This is a genomic window from Paraburkholderia monticola, assembly GCF_001580545.1.
Lineage (GTDB): Bacteria > Pseudomonadota > Gammaproteobacteria > Burkholderiales > Burkholderiaceae > Paraburkholderia > Paraburkholderia monticola.
The window spans coordinates 347,193-362,399 of sequence record NZ_LRBG01000001.1; the positions used below are offsets into that span (position 1 = coordinate 347,193).

Here is a 15,207-nt window from a genome sequence, read left to right on the forward strand (position 1 = left end):
CCGCGTCAGGCCCCGCACGGATTCCAAGCGAATCGAAAGCTTGTGGCGTGCGGCTCAGCGCCTCAAGCCGCCGACTCCGTCACATGCGTGCCGAACCACGCCGCCGCGGCCAGGTTCAGCTCCGACAGCACGTCGGGTGTCAGCGCCGCGAGGCCCGCCGCCTCCGCGACCGGCGCGGCCTCGCCGCCCTCGCCCGCGACCTCGGCGATCAGCAGCAGCGCGCCCAGTTCGCCCTTGCGCGCGACGATCGCCTCGCGGATCCGTGGCGCGAGGCCGAGCTTTTCGAGCACCGCCTCGGGCGTGCTGCCGAGCACGACGTGCACCAGCGAAAAAATCCCGGTCATGAACGCGGCATCGGCGAATTCGCCGTCGGCAGGACGCAGCCGGCTCGCGGCGAGTTCCATGAAGCGCGAGCGCGTCGCGGCCAGTTGCACGAGCGGATCGGCGCGCCACGGCAGATCGCCGGTGTCCGCGTAGAGAAGCAGTTGCGCCCAGCGCGCGATCTGCTGCGTGCCGGTCGCGATGATCGCCTCGCGCAGCGATGAAATGTTGCGCCCGAGGCCGAAGGCGCTCGAATTGACGAGCCGCATCAACTGCACGACCACGCTCGGATTCAGCTTCAGCTCGGCTTCGAGTTCGACGATGCCGGCGTCGCGCGTCAGCAGCGCGAGCAGCCGCAACAGGCCCGGGCGCAGCGTGCGATTGCGCGGCGTGGCCAGCACCTGCGGGCGCGCGAAGAAGTAGCCCTGGAACAGATCGAAGCCGAGCTCGTGGGCGAGCGCGAAGTCCTCGCGGGTTTCGATCTTCTCGGCGAGCAGCGTCTTGCCGTGGCCGCGCAGCATCGCCGCGAGCTTCGCGACCGTGCCCGGGGGCGTCTGCAGGAAGTCGATCTTGACGATGTCGACGTAGGGCAGCATCGCGCTCAGCTCGTCGGACAGGTCGTGCACGTCGTCGAGCGCGACCTGGAAGCCGGCGCGGCGCAGCTCGCCGAGACGTCGCGCGAGCGACGCGTCATAGCGCACGGTTTCGAGGATTTCGAGCACGAAATGCTCCGGCGTCATCAGGTGGACGATGTCGCTAAAGAGCAGTGCGCGATCGATATTGACGAAGCCGCGATGCTGGCCGAGCACGGCCGCCACGCCGATTCCGCCGATCGTGCGGGCGACTACCTGCGCGGTGGCCTGCGCGTCGTCGTTGATTTCGGCGTAGTTGTAGGTGCCTGCGCGGAACAGCAGCTCATACGCATGGAGCGCGCCGTCGCGATCGAGAATCGGCTGACGGCCGACGTAGACGTACTGCGGAGCAACGTCCGGCTGTGGGTATCCGGGAGAGCCGGCCGACGCGCCGGCGGATACGTCACGCACCTCGACGCCCCGCAAGACGGGGCGACGGGGTGTGGCGGACCTGGCGACGAGGCGTTCGAATAGGAGTCATCGGTGCAAGGTTTGGAAAGGCTAGGCTGCGCGACGTCATGAGCGTCGCCATTAATGGAGATTCGTTGTATTAACGGCCGCGAAGCGGCGTCACTTTAACCGAATCGTCCCGGCCACGGCATCAGGCTTCTCCTTACCCGGATGTTTTTCTCCGCCGGCCGCTAAAGATTTCCCGCCAGCCGTCGTTATCTCGTTCTGATGGGGCGGGCTGCTACCTGCCAGCCGCTCCGGCCAACGGACCAGCAGCCCGCCCGCGGACGAACCCAGGTTGCCAGCGACAGACATGGAAGCGAACACGATCACCGCGCCCCGCCGGGGCTCCTTGCGCACGGTCTTCGACCGGCTGCGGGCGTTCGGCCGTCGCGAGGACGACCCGCGTCCGAGCAGCACGAGCCGCCCGCCGCCCCCACTGGAACAGGTGGTCGGCGCGGTCGACCTGCTCGCGCACATCGACGATGCGTTGCACTTCGTCTACGTGTCCGACGCGAGCCTGCGCTTCATCGGCTATCACCGCGAGTACCTGAAGACCGCGACGCTGCACGATCTGGTCGCGCCCGCCGACGTGCCGCGTCTCGACGCGCTGCTCAAGCAGGCAGCGGCCTCGGGCAACGTCGAGAAAGCGACGCTCGGGCTCGTCAAGTCGCTCACCTACCCGATCACGGTCGAGTTGCGGGTCGTGCGCAGCAGCCACGACGGCGTCGACGGCTACGCGATCGCCGGCTTCGACGTGTCGTCGTGGCGCGCCACCGAAGAGCGCCTGACCCAGGCCCTGCATCTGGACCGGCTGACCAGCCTGCCGAACCAGGCGGGCCTGCTGCACGCCCTGCTCGACGCGCAGCACAAGGCCGACGCGCACGGCACGCCGGTCGCGCTGCTGCTGCTCGATCTCGACGACTATCAGCGCGTGAACCGCGCGCTCGGCTACGACGCCGGTGACGAAATGCTGCGCGACACGTCGCGGCGCCTGTTGAACATGACGAGCCCGAACGAAACGATCGCGCGCGTCGCGAGCGACGAGTTCGCGATCCTCGTCAAGCCGGCCGCGAGCCGCACCGATGCGGCCGCCGCCGCCGAAGCGCTGGCGCGGCGTCTGTTGACCGCGATCCAGCAGCCGTACGTGTTCAACGGTCAGCAGGTGCACCTGTCGGCGAGCATCGGCATCGCGTTGTACCCGGACGTGCGCCACGCGAACGACACCGCCGGCCACGACACCCATCTGCTGCGCTGGGCCGACCACGCGCTGCTGCAGGCGAAGGCCGCGGGCGGCAACACGCTCGCGTTCTACGTGCCCGACGACAACCCGGCCGACGCCGAGCGCCTGAAGCTCGAGGCCGACCTCTACGACGGCGTGCGCAACGGCGAGTTTTCGCTACACTTCCAGCCGATCACGAGCAGCCGCACGCGGGGCGTGGTCGGTGTCGAGGCGTTGATCCGCTGGACGCATCCGGTGCATGGCCTCGTGCCGCCGTCGATGTTCATTCCGCTCGCCGAATCGATCGGGCTCATCAACTTCCTCGGCAACTGGGTGCTGAAGGTGGCGTGCATGCAGTTGATCCAGTGGGACGCGCAGGGCATCCCGCTGCAGTACGTGGCCGTCAACGTGTCGCCGCAGCAGTTTCGCGACCCGCGCTTCAAGGACTCGGTGCGCGAGGCGCTCGAATTGACCGGCATCGATCCGCGCCGCGTCGTCTTCGAAATCACCGAGAGTCTGCTGATGCACGACCCGGCGCATGCGAAGGCGTTGCTCGAAGACCTGACCGCGATGGGCATCCGCTTCGCCGTCGACGACTTCGGCACCGGCTATTCGAGCCTCGCGTACCTGCAGCGTTTTCCCCTGGCGAAGCTGAAGATCGACCGGAGTTTCGTCGAGAATCTGCTAACCTCGCGAAACGATCAGGCAATCGTTAGCGCTGTCGTCGGCCTCGCGCAGACGCTCGATCTCGAACTGGTCGCCGAGGGTGTCGAAACGGAAGCGCAACGCGCGCTGCTCACCGAGATGGGCTGCGATCACATTCAGGGCTGGCTCGTCTGCAAGGCGCTGCCGTCCGAAGAACTCGCGCAGCGTTTCGAGTCGCGCGAGCTTCAGCTGCACTGCGCGTAACGAACGATGCAGACGCGACGCACGCGCAGCGGAACAAGCCGGCTTACGACCGGCATGGCATTCACTGGAATACGTATGGCTTTTGCGGGACTCACATGGTAAAGGCGGCAGTGCTCGACCGGCTCTGGACGCGAATGAGCGAGCGCGGCGATTTTCCGATGCTGGCGCAATCGCTGCGCACCACCATGGCGGCGGTGAACAACGACGACCTCGACTTCACCGGCCTCGTGCAAGTGGTGCTGTCGGACTTCGCGCTCACGCAGAAGGTGCTGCGACTCGCGAACTCGGCCATGTACATGGCGTTCGGCGGCAACATCACGACGGTGTCGCGCGCGCTGATGGTGCTCGGCATGGACGCGGTCGGCCATCTGGTCGTCGGTCTGAAGATCGTCGATCACTTTCATCACAGCGCGCCGCGCCGCATCGACGCGAAACTCGAATTGAACCGCACGCTGCTGTCGGGCTGCGTCGCCCGTAAGCTGACCGAGCGCGGCGACCTGCGCGCCGGCGAGGAAGCGGTGGTCTGCACGCTGATGCGGCAGATCGGCAAGCTGCTGGTCGTGTTCTATCTCGACGCCGAGTGGGACCAGATTCGCCGGCACATCGACGACGGCGCACTCGAAACCGATGCGTGCGTGCTCGTGCTCGGCGTCACCTTCGATGAAATCGGCGCCGAAGCCGCGGTGCGCTGGCGCCTGCCCGACACGATCCGCTCCGGCATGGGGGAATTCGACCCCCAGGACGTGACGCAGCCCCGCCAGGTGCAGTGGCTGCGCGCAATCACCAATTACTCGACCGCGGTCGCCGACGTGCTCACGCAGCAGAACATGCCCGAGTGGGAACGCGAGGCGCGCATCGGCGAGCTGGCGACCGAGTACAGCGGCGCGCTGAACACCGACCCGGACGTGCTGCTGCAGATGAGCGTCGCGCTTGCGCGCGAGGAAGGCGGCGACGGCGTGATGGCGGAAATCAGCGAGCTGCGCGCGAATGCCGATGCGATCGCGCGCGAAGCGCTCACGCCCGAGGCGCGCATCTCGGTCGGCGTAACGGACCTGCGCGGCCTGCCGGAAGGCAGTCCGCTCGCGCCGGCACTCGCGATGGCCGCGGAGACCGTGCTCGCGGCCCTTGGGTTTGCACGCGCCGTGGTATTCGTCAAGCACAGCAACGGCACCTTCAAGGCGCGTCTCGGCCTCGGGCCGAAGATCGACGTGGCGCTGCCGCAGCTCGCGTTCAACACCGCGTTCGAGCCCGACGTGTTTCATCTCGCGATCGCGAACTCGGTGGGCATCTTTATAGAAAATGCGCGCGATCCCAAGATGGTGGCGCGGCTGCCCGCGTGGTTCCGCCGCTCGTTCGACGACGCGCGAGCCTTCGTGTTGCTACCGATCCTCGACGAATCCGATCAGACCGTCGCGCTGATGTACGGCGACTGGTCGCATACGCAGGAGGCGCGCCGCATCTCACAGAAGGAGATGGGCGTGCTCAACGAAATGGCACAGGAGTTAGGACGTTTTTTCGGCCAGGGGCAGATGCGGGAAATGGAGACGATGTGAAGACCTGGCGTGATCGTTGATCACCCTGCTTCACTTTGATCCCTTCCGTGTTTGCCCGAAAACGATTGCGTCGATAGCAGGTGGGTCGTCGAGCCTCGGATTCGCGAGGCGCTCGACCCGCTCGACCCGCTCAGTCCTCGATCCGCTCCAGCCCTTGCGCGCTGCGATCCGCGACGCCGGCCCATGCGGCGGCCGCGAGACCCATCTGCGCAACCTCTTCCAGGGTCAATGGCGCAAGACGCTCGCTGAGCGCCGCGATGTGCCCCCATGCGCCGCATTCGAGCGCTTCGACCGTGCTCAGCAACAGACCCAGCGTGCCCTCGCGATGCAGGATCGCGGCCTGGATCGGCCGCGACAGCGTGAGGATATTCAGCGTTTTTTCGAGCGAGCCGCCGAACACCGCGTCGACGAACGAAAACACCCCAGTCAGGAATGCCGCATCGGCTTCGTCGCGCCCTGCCTCGGGCATGCGCTCGATCGCGAGCTCCATGAAGCGCGCGCGCGTGGCCGCGAGTTGCAGCAGCGGATCGTCCTCGAGCGCGATCTTGCGGCCGTCGGCGTAGAGCAGCAGTTGCGTCCAGCGCGCGATGCGGTCGGTGCCGGTCGCGTTGATCGCGTCGCGCAGCGTCGTGACCTTGTGACCGACCGCGAGGCCGCTCGAATTGGCGAGCTTCATCAGATGCATGACGAGCACCGGGTTCAGCTTCAGCTCGGCTTCGAGCTGCGCGACCGTCGGGTCGCCCGCGAGCAGTTGCAGCAGATTGAGCAGCGCATGGCGCGGCGCGCTGACACGGCGCGTCGCCGAGCTTTGCGCGCGCGCGAAGTAGTAGCCCTGGAAGCGGTCGAAGCCGAGCTCATGCGCCATTTCAAAGTCGGCCTGCGCATCGACACCCAACGCGAGCAGCAGCTTGCCCGCGGACTTCAGCACGCTCGCGAGCTTCGGCAGCAGCGCGCGCGGCGCGCGCACGACGTCGATCTTGACGACTTCGGCGTACGGCAGCAGCTTCGCGAAGGTCTCGTTGGGCTGCGTGACGTCGTCGAGCGCGAAGCGGTAGCGGCGGCTATGCAGATACACGACACGCGCGATCAACGCGTCGTCGACTTCGAGCGATGCCGGCAGCTCGAGCATGAAGCGCTCGGCGGGCAATCGCAGGATCGCGTCATCGAGCAGCAGTTCGCGGCTCACGTCGACGTAGGCGGGATGCTCCGTCAGCGCGCCGCGCACGTCGCCCTGCAGGAGGCCTCGCACGATCGCGCGCGCGACGCGTTGCACCGGTGTCGGCGCGCGGCCCGTCAAGGTGTCGGTATGAGCAGGAGTATCGGCTTGCGATGTAGCGTGGTCCGCGTCGGCGAGCGGCAAATCAGGCGCACGCACCTTGAGCTCGTAACCGCACAGCATGCCGTCCCGATTCAGAATGGGTTGCCGCGCAAAGCTGGCGGTGAGCGATGCGTCGCCGCTCGCGCCGCTGTCGCTCAGAGTCTCGATTGCGATGGTGGTCATTCCGGTCCCCCGCTCGGCGCCGCTGGCGCCTCGCCGCTATGTTCTGTTTTTCGTTGCACGCAGCGTGCGTCGCAATTTTATCGCAGCGTCATCGGGCGCGAACCCCTTACGAGGCAATATCCAGAAATATTTGTTGAACGTTTGCGACCCGCGCGGAAAAGCAAAACGGCCGCATAAGCGGCCGTTTTTTTCGTATTGCAGTCGCCGTTACTTCAGGACGACTTTCACGTCGAAGTACTTCGCCGCGAGACGGTCGATCGTGCCATCCGCCTTCAGCTCCTTCAACGCGCCGTTCAGCGCGTCCTTCAACGCCTTGTCGTTCTTGCGCACGCCGTAGCCGACGCCCGCGCCGAGCAGCTTCTCGTCGCTGACGGCCGGACCGGCGAACTCGAAGCCCGCGCCCTGCGGCTTCTTCAGAAAGCCTTTCGATGCCGCTTCGGCATCCTGGAACGACGCATCGAGACGGCCCGACGCGAGGTCCGCGTAGATCTGGTCCTGCGTCTGATACGGCACGACCTCGACACCGACCGGCGCCCAGCGCGCCTTCGCATAGGTTTCCTGAATCGTGCCCTGCAGCACGCCGACGTGCTTGCCCTTCAACGACGCGGGCGTCGGCAGCAGAGCGCTGCCCTTCTTCGCGATCATCTGGTTCGGGATCGTGTAGATCGGATCGGTGAAGTCGATCGCCTGGCGACGCTGGTCGGTGATCGTCATGTCCGAGTTGATCGCGCCGAACTTGCGTGCTTCGAGCGCCGGGATCAGGCCGTCGAACGAGTTCTCGACCCACACGCATTTGGCCTTCAGCTTCGCGCAGACGGCATTGCCGACGTCGATATCGAAGCCCTGCAACTCGCCAGCCGGCGACTTCGATTCGAACGGCGCGTACGACGCCTCGACGCCGAAGCGCACTTCCTTGATCTCAGCCGCCGACGCGGTGCCTGCCGTCAGCGCCGCCGTCGCGACCAGCGCGAGCGCGGCCAGGTTGGGCCAATTCATCTTCATTACGGGTGTTCCTCTACGGTGTTGACTAAAACGGAGCCGGACGGCGCGCACGGACGATTGACGCCCGTCGCGCTGCGGACTCGCGCGGCCGGCGTAATCGATGGGGACGACAGCCGCGACGCCCGCGATTGTACACGCAACCTGTCTAGACAAGCTTGGACAGCGTTTCGGCCGTGGTGTCGACGACGAGCAGACCGGCGCGCAGACCGGGCTTGACCGTCGGGTTCGGAAACACGATGCGCTCGTCGTCGCGCTGCACCGTGTATTGATAGTCGCCGTCGCGCGCGAGCAAGCTGCCCTTCGCGAGCGGCGTGAAATTCGGCACGTCGGACGCGAGCAGCAGTTCGAATGCGTCGCTGTGCTTGGTCAGCTGATCGACGACGGTGAACACGCGCGGCAGCGTGGCTTCATCGTCGTCTTGTGCATTGATTCGCGTGCCGGCCAGCAGCGCGCGCACCGCGAGATCCGCGCCCTCGAAGCGAGTCAGGTCGTTCTCGCCGAACGGCCGGACCTTGCCGAGTTCGAGCGTGCACGCATCGGCGCCGCACGCTTGCGCGGTGAAATGCGAGTACGTGTTGCCCTTCGTCGTGTGCAGCAGCACCGCGCTGATGCGCGCGTCGCCGAGCCATTCAAACATCGCGCGGGAAAAAGGCTTGCCGGTATGCGGCAGCAGCGCGAAGCGCTCGAACACCGAGGCGCGAATCGCCGTATGCATGTCGATATGCCAGCGCGCGCCGGGCGTCTCGGACGCCTGCGCGAAAAAGCGCGTGGCGGCTTCCTCCAGCGCAGCCGCGCGCGGCGCTTCGTGACTGTGCGGCAGTTGCAGATGACGACCGCTGAACAGCCGGTTCAGATCGTCGTCGCGATAGCGGCCGCCGTCGCGCATCGCATCGATGTTGCCGAGAATCACGAGCAGCCGGCACGCGAGCGCGGCACGGCCCTGCGCGATATCGGCGATGATGCGCGACAGCAGTTCGATCGGCGCCGTTTCGTCGCCATGCACGCCGGCCGAGACCAGCACGCTGCGAATCTCCGCATGCTGATTCGTTGGCTCGATGACCAGCATACCGTCACCCTGCCACGTAAAGCGCGCGCCGTTCGCGCACGTGCCTTGCGCTTCATCCGCGCGAGGCCGCGAACCCGCGAGCGTAAAGGCGAGAAAATCGTCGAGCATCGCGCTCGCAGCCGGCATCGCGTGCTCAGCGCTGGAAGTCATACAGCGAACCCAGAGCGAGGATTTGCGTCAGCTCGTCGAGCGCGGTGCGCGATTCGACCAGCAGTTTCGGATCGGTCAGATCGGTCGGCGCCAGACGATCGCGGTAGTGCTTTTCGATCCATGCATCGAGACGGCCGAACAGCGTGTCGTCGATCCACACACCCGGCGCAACCGCCGCGCGCTCGGCGTCGTCGAGCACGACACGCAGACGCAGGCATGCGGGGCCCCCGCCGTTCTTCATGCTCTCGCGCAGATCGAACACGAGCACCTCGTCGATTGGACCGCTGTGCGCGGTCAGCTCATCCAGATACGCGGCCACGCGCGGATTTTCGCGGCACTCCTGCGGCACCACCAACACCTGCTTGCCGTCCGGGCGCGTCAGCAACTGGCTGTTGAACAGATACGACGTCACCGCATCCGCGACGCTGACCTGCGCGTCGGGCACTTCGATCACGTTGAAGTCCGCGTGCAGGCCCGCGAGCTTCGAGCGCAGCTCGTCGTATACCGCGCTCTGTTCGACGAACGCGAGCTGATGGCAGAACAGCGTGTTGCGATTGCCGACCGCGATCACGTCGTTATGGAACACGCCCGCGTCGATCACCTCCGGGTTCTGCTGCGCATAGACGGTCGCCGCTTCCTGCAAGCCATGACGATGCGCGACCGCGCGGCTCGCCTCGAACGTCTGGCGCGCCGGATAGCGCTTCGGTTCCGGCCCGCGCCGATACTCGCTGCGGCCATACACGAAGAATTCGACACCGCGCGCCCGATACTGCTCGCAAAAGCGCGTGTGATTCGCCGCGCCCTCGTCGCCGAGCGCGGGCGTGCCGGGCAGCGCCTCATGCACGACGAAGCGGTCGGCGTCGCTGAACATCGCGCGCAGCGTGCGGCGCGTCGACTCGTGCTCGATCGCGCGATGCAGCTTGCTGCACAGATTGGCCGGGGTGAAGTGCACGCGACCGTCGTGCGTATCCGCCGACGGGCTCACGGTCGCCGCGTTCGCGGTCCACATCGCCGAGGCCGAACTCGCGGCCGCCAGCAACTCCGGCGCATTCTTCGCGACGCGTGCGATCACCGAAGCGTCGTCGCCGGAAAAGCCGAGCTCGCGCAACAGACGCATCGACGGACGTTCCTGCGGCGGCAGCACGCCCTGATGGAAACCGAGATCCGCCAACTGCTTCATCTTGCGCAGACCCTGGCGGGCCGCGGCCTTCGGATTCGCGACCGACTTCTCGTTGTTCTGCGACGCGACGTTGCCGAACGACAATCCCGCGTAGTTGTGAGTCGGGCCGACCAGGCCGTCGAAATTGGCTTCAGTGGCTTGCAGCATCGTCGATCCTTAGAATTGAAGGCCCGGCGAAACGCTCGCGGGCATGTTCAGTTGCGCGCTTTCAACAGACGCCATCGGGAACGCGCAGTAATCGGCGGCATAGAACGCGCTCGGCCGATGATTGCCCGAGCGGCCCGGGCCGCCGAACGGCGCGCCTGAAGAAGCGCCGTTGGTCGGCCGGTTCCAGTTGACGATGCCCGCGCGAATCGTGCGCTGGAAATGCGTCCACAGCGCTTCGTCGTCGGCCAGCAGTCCCGCCGAGAGACCGAACTCGGTATCGTTCGCCTGTTCGAGCGCGTCGTCGAAGTTGCGGTAGCGGATGATCTGCGCGAGCGGCCCGAAGTGCTCCTCGTCGGGCAGCTCCTTGACATCGGTCACGTCGAGAATCGCCGGCGTGACGAAGCCGAGCTGCGGATCGCGCTGCTCCATCTTCAGGAGCGCCTTCGCGCCGCTCGCGAGCAGACGCTCCTGCGCGCTGATCAAACGCGAGGCCGCGCGCGCGGACACCACGGCGCCCATGAACGGCTGCGGCTCGGCGTTGTACTCGCCCACGCCGATGCGCGCGGTCACCTCCGTCAGGCGCGCGAGGAAACGCTCGCCGAACGCATCGTCGGGCACGAAGATGCGGCGCGCGCAGGTGCAGCGCTGCCCCGCCGACAGAAACGCCGATTGAATCGTGTGATGCACGGCGGCGTCGAGGTCCGCGACCGGGCCGATCACGAGCGGATTGTTGCCGCCCATCTCCAGCGCGAGCACGATCTCCGGCCGGCCACCGAATTGTTTGTGCAGCAATGTTCCGGTATCCGAACTACCGGTGAAGAAGAGACCATCGATCTGACGGTGATTCGCGAGCGCGATGCCCGTGTCCTTCTCACCCTGCACGAGATTCAGCACGCCGGCGGGCAGCCCCGCGTCGCGCCAGATCTGCACCGTCAGCGCGGCGACGCCCGGCGCGAGTTCGGAAGGCTTGAAGACGACCGCGTTACCGGCGATCAGCGCGGGCACGATATGCCCGTTCGGCAGATGGCCCGGGAAGTTGTACGGCCCGAACACCGCCACCACGCCATGCGGACGATGCCGCAGCACCGCAGTGCCGTCGGCCATCGCCGAGCGCTTTTCGCCGGTGCGTTCGTTGTACGACTGGATCGAGATCTCGACCTTCGCGGCCATCGAGGCCGCTTCCGTGCGCGCTTCCCACAGTGGCTTGCCGGTCTCGCGGCCGATCGCTTCGGCGAGCGCTTCCTTGCGCTCGGTCACGAGCGCGGCGAAGCGGCGCACCACCGTGCAGCGCTCGTCGAGCGACAGCGCCGACCACGCGGCGAACGCGCGACGCGCGCCACGCACCGCGCGATCGACGTCGTCCGCCGACGCGCTGTTGCCTTGCCACACCACCGCGCCCGTGCCGGGATTGTGCGATGCGAATACGGGTCCTGTGCCGGCGGCCCATTCGCCGTCGATGAAAAGCTCGCTCATGATCATCCTTGTTTGTGTTTGCCCGGCAGCACCCGCAGCGGATCGCCTGCCTTCACGTCGAGCGCGGCCGCCTCGGCAGCGCTCAGACGGAACACGCCGTTGCGCGGCACACCCGCGACGACGCCGACGCGAAAATCGCCGAGCGACGTGTTCGATACCATCGACTTCGGCCCATCCTGCGGCGCGGTCCCGGTATCAGTCCCGGCCTCGCCGATTTCAACCACCGCCAGCACGCTTTCGCGCACCGTGCGCAGGTCGGCGATATGGCATTCGAGCACCGGACCGGCGTCGAAAATATCGACGTGATTCTCGTAGCGCAGCCCTTCGGCTTCGAGCATGCGGCGCGCCGGGATCGTGTCGTTGTGCGTGAGGCCGACGCAGCGCTGCGCCTCTTCCGGCAACAGCTCGACGTACACCGGATAACGCGGCATCAGCTCGGCGAGGAACGCCTTGCGGCCATGCGAGCTCAGATAGTCGGCTGCGTTGAAATCGATCTGGTAAAAGTGCGAGCCGACCGCGCGCCAGAACGGCGAGGTGCCCTCTTCGTCGAAATGGCCGCGCAACTCCGCGCACAGACGCTGCGGAAAGCGCTCGCGAAACTGCGCGAGAAACATGAAGCGCGAGCGCGACAGCAAACCACCCACGCCGCTCGTGCGATACCGCGGGCTCAGGAACAGCGAGCACACTTCCGCATAACCGGTGAGGTCGTGCGAGATGTTCAGCGCGTGCATGCGCGTCCAGATGCCGAGATCCTGGCTCGCGTGCACGACCGTGCTGACGCGATAGTTGTAGAACGGCTGCTGCAGACCCACCGCCGTTTCGATACCGCAGACGCCGGCCACGTCGCCGGTCGCGGTGTCTTCCATCACGAAGAAATAGCCGGCCTCGTGCGCCTCGGCCTTGTCTTCCATCGTGCGGCGCGCGCGTTCGACCCGCGCGGCCAGCGCATCGCGATCCGGCTTGAAGGTGGTCAGGCCCGGCCCGGTTTCCTGCGCGAGCCGCATCAGCGCATCCACATCGCCTCGTTGGACTACGCGAACGACGATCATTGCGCTTCTCCCGATGGTTCATCCTGCGGCTGATGCAGCGGCACGCAACGCACCGCATCGCCCTCCTGTACGCCGAGCGCGGCACGCGCCGCCTGCGACAGCACCGCACCCGCCTGCTTGCCCGGCGCGAGATCGCCGAGCACGCAACGGAACTCGCCGTCGGCACCGTTGTGCGCAATCAGATAGGTTTGGCTAGGCGTTGCCGGCGCCTCGCGCACGAGCCGCGTTTCGTTGTGCTTCACGCTGACACTGCGATCCACCTGCGCGGTGAGGACCGGACCCGCGTCGAAGATGTCGACGTAGCGATCCGTCTCGAAGCCTTCCTCGATGTGAATCTCATAGGCGAGCAGCGCGTTCGCGTCCGGCTCGCCGAGCACGCGCTGCGCCGCTTCGGGCAACAGCGGCACATACACGGGATAGGTCGGCATCACCTCGGCGATGAAGGTGCGGCTGCGGCCGCCCGATTCGATTTCGATGTCGGCGAAATTGCGGCCGAAGAACTTGCGACCCACCGCTTCCCAGAACGGCGACACACCGTTCTCGTCAGTGACGCCGAGCAGCAGCGAGAACACCTCGGGCGTGAAGCGCTTGCGATTCGCGGCGATGTACATCATGCGCGCGCGCGAGATCAGCTGCGCGGCCGCATCGCCACGCAGCGACGGGTCGATGTAGTAGCCCGCGAGCCGGCTCTTGCCGGTCAGCTCGTGCGACATCGTCAGCGCGTGAATCTTGCGGTTCACGTGCAGCTCGCGCGACGCATGAATTAGCGCGTCGTTGCGAAACACGTAGAACGGGTCCGCGTAACCGGCCGCCGCGACGATGCTCGCGGTGCCCATCAGCTTGCCGCTCGCCGAGTCCTCGAGCACGAACAGATAGAACTCCTCGCCCGGAAAATCGACTTCCGCGCGAAACGAGTCTTCCGACAACGCGACGCGCGCTTCGAGCGCGCGCCGGTCGTGCGGCAGGGAATGCAGCACCGGTTGCGCGGTGCGCGCCATATGCTCGAGCGCATCGAGATCGGCGAGGCGGCCTGGACGTACGAAGAGCATCATCGTTCCTGTTGAATGTGACGCATGATCCGCTGCATCAGCGTGGGCATGCGGGACTGCCTGAGCATCAATGCGACGCGGCCTGCGCGTTCGCGCCGACAAGCTCGCCGAACGCCTTCTCGAGACGCGCGAAGCCTTCGGCCATGTCGTCGAGCGGCATGATCAGCGACGGCACGAAACGCAGCACGTCCGGACCCGCCATCAGCATGATCACGCCATTCTGGCCAGCCGCGGTGACGAAGTCCTTCGCGCGACCCCGGAACCTGTCGTTCAGTTCGGCGCCGATCAGCAGGCCCTTGCCGCGCACTTCGGTGAAAAGCCCGAAGCGCTCGTTGAGTTTCGCGAGATGGCCCTTCAGCGCTTCGCCGCGTGCGCGCACGCCTTCGAGTACCTTCGGGTCGCTGACGAGCTCGACCACTTTGTCCGCGATCGCCGAGGCGAGCGGATTGCCGCCGTACGTCGTGCCGTGCACGCCGACCTTGAAGTGGGCGGCGAGCTCGTTGGTGGTCAGCATCGCGCCGATCGGGAAGCCGTTGCCGAGCGCCTTCGCGGTGGTCAGGATGTCCGGCGTCACGCCCGTGTCCTGATACGCGTAGAAGTAGCCGCTGCGGCCCACGCCGGTCTGCACTTCATCGAAAATCAGCAGCGCGCCGTGCTGGTTGCACGCTTCGCGCAGCGCCTTCAGGAAGGCCGGATCCGCCGGGATCACGCCGCCCTCGCCCTGGATCGGCTCGACGATCACCGCGCAGGTCTGCGCGCCGATCGCCTGCTTCGCCGCTTCGATGTCGTTGTACGGCAGATGCGTGATGCCGGCCGGCACCGGGCCGAAGCCTTCCGAATACTTCGGCTGGCCGCCGACGCTGACGGTAAACAGCGTGCGGCCGTGAAACGACTGCGTAAACGAAATGATTTCGGCTTTCTGTTCGCCGTGACGGTCGAAGGCGACGCGGCGCGCGAGCTTAAGCGCGGCCTCGTTCGCTTCGGCGCCCGAGTTCGCGAAGAACGCGCGGTCGGCGAAGGTCAGGTTTTCGAGGCGTTTCGCGAGACGCAGCACCGGCTCGTTCGTGTAGCCATTGCCGATGTGCCACAGCTTGCTGCCCTGCTCGTGCAGCACCTTCAGTAGCTCGGGATGGCCATGACCGAGCGCGGTGACGGCGATGCCGCCGGCGAAGTCGATATAGTCGCGGCCTTGCGTGTCCCACACGCGCGAGCCGAGACCGCGATCCGGTACGAAGGCGGCGGGGGCAAACACCGGCACCATGACTTCGTCGAAGGTCTGGCGTGTCACAGTCAGGTCGTTCATGGCAAATCCTTTTACGGGTGACAGGTAATACAGCTAGTGTAGGAAACCGCGCGCGGCAAGTCTTGCGCATACGCGACGCTTTCCATGAGGTTTCCGGGCTTCGTGTCGCGGTGCGGGCGACTTCTCGTGGCTTCGCGCGTACTCTGTGCGCGCTTCGTGTCGTGTTTGGGTCGCTCGCATGTCAGCTTGCTTTCAGGAAG

General features: G+C 66.3%; 11 protein-coding genes. 2 read left to right on the forward strand and 9 right to left on the reverse strand.

Annotated elements, in window-relative coordinates; translation table 11 throughout:
* Positions 1-62: 62 nt before the first annotated feature.
* On the reverse strand, positions 63-1,364 hold the full coding sequence (locus tag CI15_RS01535) for an EAL and HDOD domain-containing protein (RefSeq protein ID WP_062123618.1): 1,302 nt from the start codon (positions 1,362-1,364) through the stop codon (positions 63-65).
* A gap of 352 nt (positions 1,365-1,716) precedes the next feature.
* Between CI15_RS01535 and CI15_RS01540 the strand changes: the two genes are divergently transcribed.
* Both CI15_RS01540 and CI15_RS01545 read left to right on the forward strand, forming a co-directional pair.
* Entirely contained in the window at positions 1,717-3,534 is a 1,818-nt protein-coding gene (locus tag CI15_RS01540; RefSeq protein WP_062123620.1) for a putative bifunctional diguanylate cyclase/phosphodiesterase, read from the forward strand.
* A gap of 95 nt (positions 3,535-3,629) precedes the next feature.
* On the forward strand, positions 3,630-5,087 hold the full coding sequence (locus tag CI15_RS01545) for an HDOD domain-containing protein (protein WP_062123625.1): 1,458 nt from the start codon (positions 3,630-3,632) through the stop codon (positions 5,085-5,087).
* A gap of 130 nt (positions 5,088-5,217) precedes the next feature.
* Here CI15_RS01545 and CI15_RS01550 read toward each other — a convergent pair whose 3' ends face one another.
* The 8 genes from CI15_RS01550 to CI15_RS01585 form a co-directional block, all read right to left on the reverse strand.
* Entirely contained in the window at positions 5,218-6,588 is a 1,371-nt protein-coding gene (locus tag CI15_RS01550; protein WP_062123627.1) for an EAL and HDOD domain-containing protein, read from the reverse strand.
* 207 nt (positions 6,589-6,795) lie between these two features.
* A complete protein-coding gene (locus CI15_RS01555; RefSeq protein ID WP_062123629.1) occupies positions 6,796-7,590 on the reverse strand; it encodes an ABC transporter substrate-binding protein in 795 nt (264 codons plus the stop codon).
* Positions 7,591-7,735: 145 nt separating this feature from the next.
* Complete coding sequence (astE, locus tag CI15_RS01560) at positions 7,736-8,806, reverse strand: succinylglutamate desuccinylase (protein WP_241495780.1); 1,071 nt, start codon at positions 8,804-8,806, stop codon at positions 7,736-7,738.
* A complete protein-coding gene (gene astB / locus CI15_RS01565; RefSeq protein WP_062123890.1) occupies positions 8,790-10,130 on the reverse strand; it encodes an N-succinylarginine dihydrolase in 1,341 nt (446 codons plus the stop codon). The genes astE and astB overlap by 17 nt, the downstream gene beginning before the upstream one ends.
* 12 nt (positions 10,131-10,142) lie before the next feature.
* Positions 10,143-11,606: a succinylglutamate-semialdehyde dehydrogenase gene (gene astD / locus CI15_RS01570; RefSeq protein WP_062123633.1), complete on the reverse strand. Its 1,464-nt coding sequence runs from the start codon at positions 11,604-11,606 to the stop codon at positions 10,143-10,145.
* A 2-nt stretch (positions 11,607-11,608) separates the two neighbouring features.
* The gene (astA, locus tag CI15_RS01575; protein WP_062123635.1) at positions 11,609-12,655 is read right to left on the reverse strand and encodes an arginine N-succinyltransferase; all 1,047 of its coding nucleotides are present in this window, start codon (positions 12,653-12,655) and stop codon (positions 11,609-11,611) included.
* A complete protein-coding gene (gene aruF / locus CI15_RS01580) occupies positions 12,652-13,704 on the reverse strand; it encodes an arginine/ornithine succinyltransferase subunit alpha (RefSeq protein WP_062123637.1) in 1,053 nt (350 codons plus the stop codon). The genes astA and aruF overlap by 4 nt, the downstream gene beginning before the upstream one ends.
* 67 nt (positions 13,705-13,771) lie before the next feature.
* Positions 13,772-15,007 (reverse strand): aspartate aminotransferase family protein, encoded by a 1,236-nt coding sequence (locus CI15_RS01585; protein ID WP_062123639.1) that lies wholly within the window; start codon positions 15,005-15,007, stop codon positions 13,772-13,774.
* Positions 15,008-15,207 lie beyond the last annotated feature (200 nt).

Coding starts and splice junctions, on each gene's coding strand:
- CI15_RS01585 (WP_062123639.1), bottom strand. CDS start 15,007: ATGAACGACCTGACTGTGACACGCCAGACCTTCGACGAAGTCATGGTG.
- astE (WP_241495780.1), bottom strand. CDS start 8,806: ATGACTTCCAGCGCTGAGCACGCGATGCCGGCTGCGAGCGCGATGCTC.
- astD (WP_062123633.1), bottom strand. CDS start 11,606: ATGAGCGAGCTTTTCATCGACGGCGAATGGGCCGCCGGCACAGGACCC.
- CI15_RS01555 (WP_062123629.1), bottom strand. CDS start 7,590: ATGAAGATGAATTGGCCCAACCTGGCCGCGCTCGCGCTGGTCGCGACG.
- aruF (WP_062123637.1), bottom strand. CDS start 13,704: ATGCTCTTCGTACGTCCAGGCCGCCTCGCCGATCTCGATGCGCTCGAG.
- CI15_RS01545 (WP_062123625.1), top strand. CDS start 3,630: ATGGTAAAGGCGGCAGTGCTCGACCGGCTCTGGACGCGAATGAGCGAG.
- astA (WP_062123635.1), bottom strand. CDS start 12,655: ATGATCGTCGTTCGCGTAGTCCAACGAGGCGATGTGGATGCGCTGATG.
- CI15_RS01550 (WP_062123627.1), bottom strand. CDS start 6,588: ATGACCACCATCGCAATCGAGACTCTGAGCGACAGCGGCGCGAGCGGC.
- CI15_RS01540 (WP_062123620.1), top strand. CDS start 1,717: ATGGAAGCGAACACGATCACCGCGCCCCGCCGGGGCTCCTTGCGCACG.